The sequence below is a fragment of the Desulfosarcina variabilis str. Montpellier genome (assembly GCF_048565275.1).
Taxonomy (GTDB): Bacteria; Desulfobacterota; Desulfobacteria; order Desulfobacterales; family Desulfosarcinaceae; genus Desulfosarcina; species Desulfosarcina variabilis.
Genome location: NZ_CP159846.1, coordinates 3,373,110 through 3,385,416, shown reverse-complemented (window position 1 = coordinate 3,385,416; position 12,307 = coordinate 3,373,110). Strand labels below are relative to the sequence as shown.

The 12,307-nt window shown below is 53.7% G+C and carries 11 protein-coding genes; 4 read left to right on the top strand and 7 right to left on the bottom strand.

What is annotated here, in order from left to right; translation table 11 throughout:
* The first annotated feature begins 102 nt into the window (after nucleotides 1–102).
* The 4 genes from Dvar_RS15125 to Dvar_RS15110 all read left to right on the top strand — a co-directional run bounded on the left by Dvar_RS15125 (nucleotide 103) and on the right by Dvar_RS15110 (nucleotide 3,273).
* Nucleotides 103–387 (top strand): glutaredoxin family protein, encoded by a 285-nt coding sequence (locus Dvar_RS15125; RefSeq protein ID WP_419662532.1) that lies wholly within the window; start codon nucleotides 103–105, stop codon nucleotides 385–387.
* A gap of 21 nt (nucleotides 388–408) precedes the next feature.
* Nucleotides 409–2,148 (top strand): aldehyde ferredoxin oxidoreductase family protein, encoded by a 1,740-nt coding sequence (locus tag Dvar_RS15120; RefSeq protein WP_419662531.1) that lies wholly within the window; start codon nucleotides 409–411, stop codon nucleotides 2,146–2,148.
* Between the two features lie 425 nt (nucleotides 2,149–2,573).
* Nucleotides 2,574–2,909, top strand: coding sequence for a type II toxin-antitoxin system VapB family antitoxin (locus Dvar_RS15115; protein ID WP_419662530.1), 336 nt, complete (start codon nucleotides 2,574–2,576; stop codon nucleotides 2,907–2,909).
* Nucleotides 2,860–3,273, top strand: coding sequence for a type II toxin-antitoxin system VapC family toxin (locus tag Dvar_RS15110; RefSeq protein ID WP_419662529.1), 414 nt, complete (start codon nucleotides 2,860–2,862; stop codon nucleotides 3,271–3,273). Before Dvar_RS15115 ends, Dvar_RS15110 begins: the two co-directional genes overlap by 50 nt.
* Before the next feature lie 176 nt (nucleotides 3,274–3,449).
* On the opposite strand, the gene Dvar_RS15105 is transcribed toward Dvar_RS15110, so the two are convergent.
* From Dvar_RS15105 to Dvar_RS15075, 7 genes are all read right to left on the bottom strand, one after another.
* On the bottom strand, nucleotides 3,450–6,914 hold the full coding sequence (locus tag Dvar_RS15105) for a choice-of-anchor U domain-containing protein (RefSeq protein WP_419662528.1): 3,465 nt from the start codon (nucleotides 6,912–6,914) through the stop codon (nucleotides 3,450–3,452).
* Nucleotides 6,915–7,239: 325 nt separating this feature from the next.
* Nucleotides 7,240–7,422: a hypothetical protein gene (locus tag Dvar_RS15100; RefSeq protein ID WP_419662527.1), complete on the bottom strand. Its 183-nt coding sequence runs from the start codon at nucleotides 7,420–7,422 to the stop codon at nucleotides 7,240–7,242.
* Between the two features lie 420 nt (nucleotides 7,423–7,842).
* A complete protein-coding gene (locus Dvar_RS15095; RefSeq protein WP_419662526.1) occupies nucleotides 7,843–8,163 on the bottom strand; it encodes a HigA family addiction module antitoxin in 321 nt (106 codons plus the stop codon).
* The gene (locus tag Dvar_RS15090) at nucleotides 8,147–8,287 is read right to left on the bottom strand and encodes a type II toxin-antitoxin system RelE/ParE family toxin (RefSeq protein WP_419664113.1); all 141 of its coding nucleotides are present in this window, start codon (nucleotides 8,285–8,287) and stop codon (nucleotides 8,147–8,149) included. Before Dvar_RS15090 ends, Dvar_RS15095 begins: the two co-directional genes overlap by 17 nt.
* A 2-nt stretch (nucleotides 8,288–8,289) precedes the next feature.
* Entirely contained in the window at nucleotides 8,290–8,862 is a 573-nt protein-coding gene (locus tag Dvar_RS15085; protein ID WP_419662525.1) for a DUF4347 domain-containing protein, read from the bottom strand.
* A gap of 106 nt (nucleotides 8,863–8,968) precedes the next feature.
* A complete protein-coding gene (locus Dvar_RS15080) occupies nucleotides 8,969–9,607 on the bottom strand; it encodes a class I SAM-dependent methyltransferase (protein WP_419662524.1) in 639 nt (212 codons plus the stop codon).
* A 433-nt stretch (nucleotides 9,608–10,040) separates the two neighbouring features.
* Nucleotides 10,041–12,305, bottom strand: a complete 2,265-nt coding sequence (locus Dvar_RS15075) for a DNA translocase FtsK (protein ID WP_419662523.1) — start codon at nucleotides 12,303–12,305, stop codon at nucleotides 10,041–10,043.
* Nucleotides 12,306–12,307: the final 2 nt, after the last annotated feature.

Sequence of the window (12,307 nt, the reverse complement as noted above, 5' to 3'; positions counted from 1 at the left end):
GGCAGGGGTTCCGCAATTAACCGCGGCTGAATATGGCCGGTCCGCATCGCCCAACGCGGACCGGCCATCCTTCTTGCAGTACGTCAAATCATGGAGGCATGGATGACCCAGGCGGCTGAGCAACAATCGCCGGCCATCGTCCTGTACGGTCTACAGACCTGCAGTCATTGCAAATCGGCCAGAAATTTTCTGGCGCAGAAAAAGGTGACCTTTCGAACGATTTATGTGGACATGTTGATCGGCCAGGAGCGTAACGATACGCTGCGGGAATTGAAACGCATCAATCCTGCGATTTCCTTTCCAACCCTGCGCGTCGGCGAACACGTCATTGTCGGCTTCAAAGCGGAAGCAATCGAAAAGGCGCTGGATGAAATCAATCAAGGCTAAACGTTGACCAAGGAGAATTCGATGGACAAGATTCTAAGAATCGACATGGGCGCCCCTGGCGGTCCCAAAACAACCGTTGACCCATTGGGTAAATATGAAGGCATGGGTGGCCGGGGCATGACCTCCATGGTGGTTTCCGAAGAGGTCCCCGCGGACTGCCATCCTTTAGGGCCGGAAAACAAATTCGTTATCGCTCCGGGTATGGTCACCGGATCGGCAGCATCGACTTCGGGCCGCATCTCCGTGGGATGCAAAAGCCCGCTGACCGGTGGTATCAAAGAAGCCAATGCCGGCGGTCAGGCCGGCCAGGTGATGGCGCGTCTGGGCTATGCCGCGATCATTCTGGAAGGAACACCGGCCGATGATCAGTTTTATAAAATTCTGATCAATGCCCAGGGTGTACAAATTTCAAGCGCAGCGGAATATAAAAATCTGCGCACTTATGAGTTGGCTGAAAAAATCAAAGCCGAATACAGTGACAAAGTCGCCATGATCGCCATTGGACCGGCCGGTGAAATGCGCATGGCCGCTGCCTCCGTGGCCGTGACCGACCGGGAGTTCCGTCCCACCCGGCATGCGGGTCGCGGTGGCGTCGGCGCCGTCATGGGCTCCAAAGGCGTCAAGGTGATCGTGATTGACGATGCCGGCACCAAAATGCGCAAGCCCAAGGATGCCGAACGCTTCAAAGCCGCCAACAAGCGTTTCGCCGAAGGCCTGAAACGCCACGCCGTCACCGGTGAAGGCCTGCCCGCCTACGGCACCAACGTATTGACCAACGTGGTCAACGAAGCCGGGGCCTACCCCACCTACAATTTCAAGCAGGGGCAGTATGACGATGCCTCCCAGCTCAGCGGCGAAACCTTTGCCGAACTGGAAACCCAGCGCGGCGGCAATCCCACCCATGGCTGCCATCGCGGTTGCGCGATCCGCTGTTCCGGGATCTATGTCGACAAAGACGGAAACTATATTTCCAAGCAGCCCGAGTACGAAACCGTATGGTCCCATGGCGGCAACTGCGGCATTTGTGATCCGGATGTCGTTGCCCGGCTGGACTACCTGGATGACACCATCGGGCTGGATACCATTGAAATGGGCGCCACGATCGGTGTGGCCATGGAAGCCGGCATCCTTCCCTTTGGCGACGCTGACGGCGCCATCCGCCTGCTCGAAGAGGAAGTGGGTAAAGGCACACCCTTAGGCCGTATCCTGGGTGCCGGCGCCGCTGCCACGGCCAAGGCCTTCGGTCTGGAACGGGCACCGGTAGTCAAGGGACAGGCCATGCCGGCCTACGACCCGCGTGCCGTCAAGGGCATTGGGGTAACCTACGCCACCAGCACCATGGGTGCCGATCACACGGCCGGATATGCCGTGGCCACCAACCTGCTTAAAGTCGGCGGCGATGTGGACCCGCTTTCCGCAGAAGGCCAGATCGAGCTCTCCCGCAACCTGCAGATCGCCACGGCAGCCCTGGACGCTACGGGATTCTGCCTGTTCATTGCTTTTGCCATTCTCGATCAGCAGGACACATTCGATGCCATGGTGGAAATCATCAACGGCATGTTCGATATCAATCTGACCGGCGACGATGTCGTGGCCCTGGGTCAGAAAATCCTCTCCATGGAGCGGGATTTCAACCGCCGGGCCGGCTTTACCGCCGCTGATGACCGGCTGCCCCGTTACTTCCGCCGGGAAGCACTGGCACCGCACAATGTTGTTTTCGATGTCAGCGACGAGCAGTTGGACACACTGTATAACTGGTAAACGAACGCTTTCAAAGGCTTCAAACCATGATTTGCTCCGATCAAAAAAAAGAAGCCTTTGCGATTGTTCGAGACCATAGGAGCCGGGAGTCAGGATTCAGAACACAACAAGAATGTTAATGTAATTTATATTTGTCGCATCCATCTCGCAAATGCAACCATAGGCAAATACGGCGTTCTGGATCCTGACTTCTGACTTCCTTGACAGCAACGATGAATCCGTCTTCACTTGAAGGCGGATAAAAAAGATCAATTTTATTGTCTCATTACTTCAGAGTAATTGGCAATTGGATAACCGTTTTTCCGCGACCCATGGCTACCGCCCGGCCGCTTCCACAAATAGACCAAGTGTGATGCCATCGGGGTATTTTATTTATTAATGCTACACACTTTCCTCCTTAGCCATCTATCCAGGATTCGGTTGGGATGGGCGCGATTAAAAAGGCGGGGCCTCAAAAGAGGCTCCGCCCTTTTTTTTTACCGGGTTCCCACGCGCCTGCTTGTAAAATGATTCTTTATAAATTTGCAGATGGGTTGACAAGTATGCATAGATTATACATCATAATGCATATGAGAACGACAATAAACATAGATGACGATCTGATTAAAAGGGCTTCTTTGTTGACCGGCATCAATGAAAAGACGTCATTGGTCAAATTGGGCCTCAAGGCACTGATTGCTCAGGAAAGTGCAAAGCGCCTGGCAAAACTGGGTGGCACTGAAAAAGAACTCAAGCCTGTTCATCGGCGCCGGGTTGACTGATATGAGGGTCTTGGTTGATACGTCAGTGTGGATTGACCATTTACGAAAAGGCGATACGCACCTTACGCAGCTGCTTGATAAAGGCCAGGTTCTGTGCCATCCATTCATCATTGGTGAACTGGCTTGCGGCAATTTAAAAAACCGTGCGGAGATCTTAAGCGCACTTGGCGAGCTTGAGCGTACACCAACCATAGAATTTAATGAATACATGATGTTTATTGATCAAAACCGGTTGTTTGGTGTTGGAATTGGTTTCGTGGATGTGCACCTTCTGGCATCTGCGTTGTTAGCAGACGGCACACTATGGACAGCGGATAAAAGGCTGCAAAAAGTAGCCTTGAGTCTGGGTATGGCTTACCGGTAGATGAAAAAGGCGGGGATCTTTAACGAGGCGCACCTTCTTTACTCCCTTGGATGCCTAAGTACTTCAGGGAACGGGCGGGTCGCCCGTTCCCTGGCCGATACCGGTTGGGTGGTTGCGCAGAGTTTTCATGTGCAGATCAGATTGGCCCGCTGTTTGGGCCAAACTGACAAACAGATTTACATCCCGAAATTGAACCGGTAGGAGACTTCCATGTAGACGCCCGACAGATTCAGTGAACCGTCGGCATTGGTTGTCCCGTCCTGAAGGTCGCCCCCGTCCAGCTCAAAATAGCGGTACCCCAGGCGCAGGTCGACGGCCTTGCGCTGCACACCCACGGCAATGTCCACGCCAAAGGCCGGGTCGAAGTCACTGACCGGATAATCCGGATCATCATGCAGCAGGGTATAACCCAGATCCAGGTGGACCATGGGTTTAAGCGGCCCCAAAACCTTGCACTGGTATTCATCAAAGGTGTAGACCGGCCCTAAAAGAAAGGTATATCCTTTGGGGCTGCCTGACCCGCCCGCACCCGAACGGTCCATCTCACCGCTGTAGATATCCCAGCGAAAGCCCAGTTCCAGGGCCAGGTTATCTGAAAACGCGTAGCCAGCGCGCAGTACCGGGTAGATGTCGTTATCCACCTTCATCTCGTAATGCTGGCCCTGGTAATCAGCGCCGATACTTTCATCGATGTAAGCGACACCGATGCCGGCGTTCAGGTAAAAGCGCGCAAAGGCATCCGATGCCCCCGTGGCTTCATCCTGTGCCGTCCCTGTTTCCGGCACACCCAGGATCAGGGCGCCAATCAGTCCCACGGCAACAAAAATCTGCCGAACGGCTTTTCTGCGTAAGATAAATGATAGGGCCAGCAGTGACGCCAGCGCTGCGGCCACCACGGCGTTGAAGCGATTACCGATGCTGCCACCGGCCGTCAGACTATCTATAAAACACCCGTTCGCAGGACCGTAATCATCCGAATCGGGTACGACTCCGCTATCCGCCATTGGCCCACCGGCATCGAAGATCATACCATCTGCAGTGAGAACATCATCCCCTTCGTCCCCATCTACGAAATGCAGGGTGATCACATTATCGTTGATCTCGGCACCGGTCACGCCGTCATAAACGAATTCATACCAGTGGTCGGTCTCGTCATCCGGTGTGGGACCGTACTTGAGATAGGAATCCGGACGGGCGTCTGCCGGCAAATAGAGGGTCAACGTGACACTGCCGCCGACTTCCACGTTATTGATGGTAAAATCGTACATGCCATGGGTCAACGTACTACCTGCGGGCATATCATCGGGAGACGGGTTGTCGATGGCCACAACATCGGTCAATGTGGTTCCCTCCGGCGTTTCCATGGTGACATATTCCGCTTCATCATAGGTCATCAGCGTGGTCACCCGGGCTTGCAGCCGGTCCGGGGTGCTGTCGTTGTTGCCGTCACCATCGTTGGCCGCACCGTTTTCGATTTCATCCCCCACACCATCACCGTCGGACTCAGTGTCCTGGAAATCCGGTGTACCGTCGCTGTCCGTATCGGTGTTGCCTTCCACTTCATCGGTGATACCATCACCGTCGCTGTCTGTATCCTGGTAGTCCGGGGTGCCGTCACCGTCGGTGTCATCGGCGCCTTCATCCACGTCCTCAATACCGTCGCCGTCGCTGTCCGTGTCCTGGTAATCCGGCGTGCCGTCACCGTCCGTATCATCAGCGCTTTCGTCGCTGTCATTGATGCCGTCACCGTCACTGTCCGTGTCATTGTAATCCGGTGTGCCGTCACCGTCCGTATCATTGGCACTTTCGTCGCTGTCATTGATGCCGTCGCCGTCGCTGTCCGTGTCCTGGTAATCCGGCGTGCCATCACCGTCCGTATCATTGGCACTTTCGTCACTGTCATTAATGCCGTCGCCGTCACTGTCCGTGTCCTGGTAATCTGGTGTGCCGTCACCATCTGTATCATCGGTGCCTTCGTCCACGTCATCAATACCATCACCGTCACTGTCCGTGTCCTGGTAATCTGGTGTGCCGTCACCATCTGTATCATCGGTGCCTTCGTCCACGTCATCAATACCATCACCGTCACTGTCCGTGTCCTGGTAATCCGGCGTGCCGTCGCCATCTGTATCATCGGTGCCTTCCCGGACATCCGATATACCATCACCATCCGCATCTGCGACAGTCAGGGTAAAACGCTTCTCAAATGTCCCACCCGCACCATCGTTTGATTCAATACGAATTTGGTAACTGCCTCCGGCCATATCTGCGTCATAGGCCCTGAGATTGCTACCACTGATATTGAATGAACCGTTGTCGGTATCACCGGCGCCAGCAACCAAAGAATAAGAAAAACTTGAAGAGTCCGGGTCCGAGGAAGAAAGCAAACCCACCACGCTGTTGATGCCGCCGGCTGCATCGATCTCGGTATTGGAAAGGGAAATGTCCGTGGGATCATCATTGACAGGAGTAATCGTAATGGTTGAGGTTGCTGATCCAGTGGAGCTATCCTCAGCCCCAGCAGTGACGGTCAGGGTACGAGCGGTGTCGGGCGGATCATCGGATGTGTTTTCAAAATTCACCCGCCTGGCGATTTCGGAAATGATGGCATCACCGACAGTGGAGGGAGCATTGGCCTGAGTGACGATTATATCGTCAATCATAAGCTCTCCGCCAACAAGGCGAAAGCCTGTGAAGTCATATGATCCTGCTACAAATACAAAACGATAGCTACCATCCTCGCCATTGCCGATGGTGATTGTTACCGTTGCCCAGTCTGTCTCCTGGTTGGCGCTTGTCCCTGTTTGGTCAAGGATGGTGATGGTATTGCCGGTGTTTACATCGATGATATAGCCATAAGCATCATATGCGTCTCCACCGCTGAGAGCTTTCCAGTCAAAAGATATGGTATCCCCTTGCTGAAGCGACACCGTGCCGTTACTGTAAACGTAAGGACCGCGAAGTACGCCATAACCTTCATTGATATATATTTGGCCGGTATTCATTCTGATCGCAAGGTCGCCACCTGTCTGATATTCGTCCTCCAGATAAACGCTACGACTGGGGTCGCTTGACCAAGTTACTTCATCGTGGATAGTGCCGTTACTCGTCGGCCAGGTCGTATCCAGCGCGGTGTTCTGACCGGCGATTTGATCCGTACCGTTCAAATGGATTTGTTCCTTCACGGCGGTCCAGCCGGTGATAACCGTATCGCCGTTAACACCGGTCTCGAAATTCCCGTTTTCAAACTCGTTGGAAAAATTGATACGCAGGGTCTGGCCGTTCTGGCCGTCATAGGTGCTGTCCACCGAACCGATCACCGCAGCATTGGAGCCGTCTCCGAGATAGACGGTTCCATCCACGATGGACAACTGACCATCGACCGTGGATGCGGAGCCATCCTCCTCCAACGCCAACGTGTCCCCGTTGGTTCCACTGGCCAGCTCAAATTCCAAATAACCGCCCGAGTAGCTACCACCGCCAGAAAAACTGACGTCATTATCAATTACAGCAGCCGCATCCTGTTCCGTAAATCCAAAATTACTCAAACCGGAAATTGAAGGCGTGCCTGCGATTGCCGGGTTGGTAAATATGGGAAACGATATTGCAAGAATAGCATACACAAACATCCATTTTTTCATGATGCTTACCCCCCAACGGGTATTTGATTAATCGAATTGCTGTTCAGGTGATCGGAAGTTGCTTGAACTAAATCCACTGTTATAGGGCGTGTTGCAGGTCAACACCGGTGAACCAAACGTGAGGGTGAAAAAAGAATCTTTTTTGACCTTTTTAAGCGCAACAAGATCCACAGCATCAAGCCATTATGTTATCGTGCACTGAGCGGGCAACTTTAGCAAAAAATACCCCAACCATTTATAGATGGGCCATCATTAAAACGGCAAATTAGTGAAGCTGGCGGGATAACATACCAGTAAATTGTTGGGTTTCGTGCCTCAACCCAACCTACGATGTCCGGATCTTTTTGAGTACGCCAAGCGATTTGACGCGCGGCAACTCGACAAACCGTCCTGAAGAAACGGCCAGCTTGAATACTTCCCAGGGGGCCTGCCCGCCGTCGATGAAGACAAGGGAGAGCGGTGTAGCCCAGGTGCGGGCGACAACATCCGACCGACTGACAATGGGCACGACGGTGTCCTCCAAGTCGGCCTGGGCCAGGGTCTGGCGAAAACTTGGTAAACAGATAGTTTTTCAAACAAAACGATAAAGACGGAGGCTTTGACAAGACTCAGCTTTTATATATATCAACCTCGAATCACCGTTTTTCAAGGTGCGGTATTTACACATTTATACCCGGACAGATTCAGCGAGTCGTCGGCCGAGGCCGTTCCGATCTGAAGCTCGCCCCCGTCCAGCTCGAAATAGCGATATCCTAAACGCAGGGTTGATGGCCTTGCGCTGCACACCCACGGCAATGTCCACACCCAAGGCCGGGTCGAACTCACTTATCGGGTAATTCGGATCGTCATGCAGCAGGGTCTAGCCCAGGTCCAGGTGGACCATGGGTTTCATCAGGGGGATCAGAACCTTGCACGAAATTGAACACCGTTATGCCGCCTCACGTGGTTTTATGTCTTCAAGATCTTTGGCGAACTGGCGCTGTGCAAGGTCCAGATCATATGCCTGCTGCAGGTTGAGCCATATTTTGGGTCCTGTGCCAAACCACTTGCCAAGCCTCAATGCTGTATCGGCAGTGATGGACCGCTTGCCTGAAAGTATCTGAGAGATTCTGTTTGGGGGAACTTTTATATTTCTGGCCAGTTCAGCGGCCGAGATTCCAAGTTCCTCTAATTCATCTGCCAAGATCTCTCCCGGATGGATAGGTTCATGTGCCATTTTTGATTTCTTTTTTTTAATGGTAATCCACAATCTCTACATTCTCTGGCCCGGCTGAGCCCCACTCGAAACATATTCGCCATTGATTGTTAATTCGGATGCTGTATTGGCCTTTCCGTTTGACAGTGAGAGCTTTGAAGCGGTTGCTTGGCAACATCATCAACGCCTCGATCGTATCAGCTGCGTCCAGAACCCGAAGGCGGACGCTACCAGTTTGGTCTGGCTGTCCCACTGGGCCATGACCCCGCTGAAACGCCCGATGGCCGGTTCCGCAAAATAGATGTCCCGGACATCGACGCTGGCGGTTTCCAGCAGCCAGTTGCCGCCGAATGCGGGATTGCCGGTGGCATCCGTGGAAGCGGCGAAACTGAGACCCGTGGTCGATTGCAGGGCGGAGATCAGCAGCGCACCCTTGTCGCCCCGGGCCAGGTTGCAGGCCAGAAGATCGATCCGGCCGCCAGCGGCAATGTGGGTGCCCAATTTTTTCCAGAAATCCTGCTGGGCCGTGCCAGACAGGGTCGAGCCCAGGCTGACCACCTCCCGGCCGGTGAGATAAAAGGCATTTTCCCCGCTGTGGTGAGAGCCGATGCCGATAACAGCGGCCTTCCGCCCGCCCAGCCCTGCCGCGATGCGCTCAAGCAGATCATCCAGGGAGGTTTCACCGGTCCTGTACTGGATGGCCAGGGTGTGCGCGTTCGCCGAACCGGCCAAAACATCCCCGTTCTGGAGCATGTCAGGCACCAGCAGAACATTTGGGCCGGCCGGATCAGCGGTTGCCGTACCAGTCGCAACCAGAAAGACGAACAGGAATAACAGGATCTTGAATTGGGAATGTTTCCTATATGAAGGCTCTTTTCAGCACTCCGAGCGATCTAACCCGCGGCAACTCGACAAACCGACCTGAAGAAACGGCCAGCTTGAATACTTCCCAGGGGGCCTGGCCGCCGTCGGCAGGATCCTCGAAAAGGTCGTGAATCAGAAGGTAGCCGCCGGGTATAATATGTCCGGCCCAGCAGTCATAATCCAGACGCGCAGTTTCAAAGGCGTGACCGCCGTCGATGAAGACAAGGGAGAGCGGTGTAGCCCAGGTGCGGGCGACAACATCCGACCGACTGACAATGGGCACAACGGTTTCCTCCAAGTCGGCCTGGGCCAGGGTCTGGCGAAAGCTTGGTAAGGTATTGATGGAAAAAGTCTTAAAATCGAAAAGCGAGGGATCGAAGTACTGCTCTCCGGGCTGCTGTTCTTCTGACCCGCAGTGGTGGTCGATGGAGAAAAGAATGGCCCCGTTCTCCCGGCAGGCGCTGCCTAAATATACTGCCGACTTGCCGCAATAGCTGCCGATCTCCAGGCACGGCCCCTGACAGGATGCCTCAAGGGCGATATCGTACAGCGCTCTGCCCTCTTCTATATCTAAAAAACCTTTGATTCTGTCGATTAAAGGTTGGTTAAGTTGTATTGGGTTTGTTGAGTTCATTGAGTTCATTGAGTTCATTGGGTTCATTGGGTTTATTGGGTTTATTGGGTTTATTGGGTTTATTGGGTTGATTGGGTTGATTGGGTTGATTAGTTATTTGGTCTTTTGGTTTTTTAGTTGGGGGGTAGCTGATAGCTATAGAAGTAAAGGGTAGCTTTTGACTCAGGACAAGGCCGCATCCATGGAAAAACCGCAGGCGTAGCCAACGCTACGTTGAGGATTTCGCCAGAGTGAGAACGCCGGCCTGGGTTCAAAAATACTGAGTCTTCTGACGGTTTCGTAAAAACCAAGCGCCTGCTTGAAAGTTCTGGATCAGGCCCGATAACAAGGCGGAAAACGACTCAAAAGCGGAGCATACACGAGAGTATGTGAGCATTTTGAGTCGTTTTCCAACGCCGGTAGCGGGTCTGATACGGGGCTTTCAAGCTGGCGTTCAGGACATGTCGTCATAATTTCTTGCCAACACCTCCCTCGGCTTAACCCCATCCTGAGGCCCGATAATCCCCTCCTGCTCCATCATCTCGATAATCCGCGCGGCCCGGTTGTAGCCGATGCGCAGGTGCCGCTGCACCATGGAGATGGAAGCCTGGCCGGCCTTTGTGACCAGGGCCACGGCATCATCGTAACGCTCGTCGTATTCCTTTTCTCCATTTGCCTCGGCCTCCTTGGCCGGTGCCTGGACCACGCTCTTATCATAATCGGGTGACCCTTGTTTTTTGAGAAATTCGACAACACGGGTCAACTCAGCCTCGGAGATATACGCCCCGTGGATACGCTGCAAGCGGGCCGTGCCTGGCGGCAGAAAAAGCATGTCCCCGTTACCCAACAGACTTTCCGCGCCGTTGCTGTCGATAATGGTGCGCGAGTCGGTTTTGGAAGAGACCTGAAAGGTCAGGCGCGTGGGAAAGTTGGCCTTGATGATACCGGTGAGTACATCCACCGACGGCCGCTGAGTGGCCAGGATCAGATGCAATCCAGCGGCACGGGCCATCTGGGCCAGACGGGTGAGCGCCACCTCAACGTCCCGGGAAGCCACCATCATCAGATCGGCCAGCTCATCGATGATAATCACAATGTAAGGTAGCTTTGTCAGGGGTTCCTGGGGCTCAGCGGCCTCGCCCTCCCCTTCCCCGTCTGCCGGCGGCTGGGGCGGTGGGGTGGGATCCTTTTCAACCTTGCGGTTGTACTGATCGATGTTACGGACCTTCATCTGGGAGAGGAGTTCATAACGGTGTTCCATCTCCCTCACCGCCCAGAACAGGGCATGCGTGGCCTTTTTCACGTCGGTGACCACCGGCGTAATCAGATGAGGAATGCCGTCATACATGGAAAGCTCGATACGCTTGGGATCGACCATGATCAATTTGACCTGATCCGGCCTCGACTTGTAAAGCAAGCTGCAGATCATGGTATTCAAGGCCACGCTTTTACCGGTACCGGTCGCCCCGGCGATGAGCAGATGCGGCATTTTCTCCAGGCCGGATGATACCGGGTTGCCCACAATATCCTTGCCCAAACAGAGGGTCAGCGCCGTTTTGGTCTGTTCAAATGCGGGAGAAAGAATCATCTCCTTGAAGCGTACCGTCTCTCGGTCGGTATTGGGGATTTCCACGCCAATGACCGATTTCCCGGGAATAGGCGCCACAATACGAATACTGATGGCGCGCAAGGCCAGGGCCAAATCGTCTGAAAGCCCCACAATACGGTTGATTTTGACCCCCGGCGCCGGCTCATACTCGAACGTGGTAATCACCGGTCCTGGCGTGACCGCGGTTACCTTGCCATTGACGCCGAAGTCCTCCAGTTTCTTTTCCAAAAGCTGGGATTGCGCCCTTAAGTTGGACTCATTGGTGGATTGGGGGCGAGGTTTGGGATCGTCGAGAAAATTAACCGACGGCAGACTATAACCGCCGTCATTTTTCATGAATTCAAACACCGCCTGTTTGGGAACCGGTTTGGCGGCAACGTGCTGGGGGTCGGGCTTTTTAATCTGAATCGCCGCTTTTTTCTTTTTCTTCTCGGTTTTGATATGCACCTTAAGGCGGCGACTTTTGTGGCGACGTTCCTTCCACTTGATATAAGCCGTTGCGATCCTATCGAAAAGCGCCGAATTGGTGGCCTTGAATCGGCGATAAAAAGCCACCACGGAAAAGCCCGTGGCCATGATAAAACCAATCAACCACGCCAGCATCAGAATAATCGAACCGCCGGCCGGATTGGAGTAACGCACGATAAACGATTTAAAGGAAATGCCGACAATTCCGCCGGCAGAGAACTGACTGCCGAAAAGCTGATAATGGTTTTGTTTCAGCGCCAGCAGGCTGCCCGTGGTAACAATCAATACGATGCCGCCCACGGCCAGGGTCAACAAAGCCTGATTGGACTGCTTGCCAAAAAAAAGCACACTGCCGAGCAGACAGAGAAAAGGGAACCAGAAGGCACCGATGCCGAAAAGCCCGATCAGGATACCCGAAAAATTGGCGCCGAAAACACCAAACAGATTATGGACAGATCCACTGTGGCCGGCATGAAAAAACAAGCATGGATCATCCGGACTAAAGGAAAGCATACTGATCAGGCTAAATACCACCAAAAAGAAAAAAAGGATGCCGATAATCTCTTTTTTCATTGTTCTCTGATGGCCGCCCGATTCCTGGGCTGGCTCTGGCTGTCGGCTCTTGGGTTTTCGTTTTGGCATGA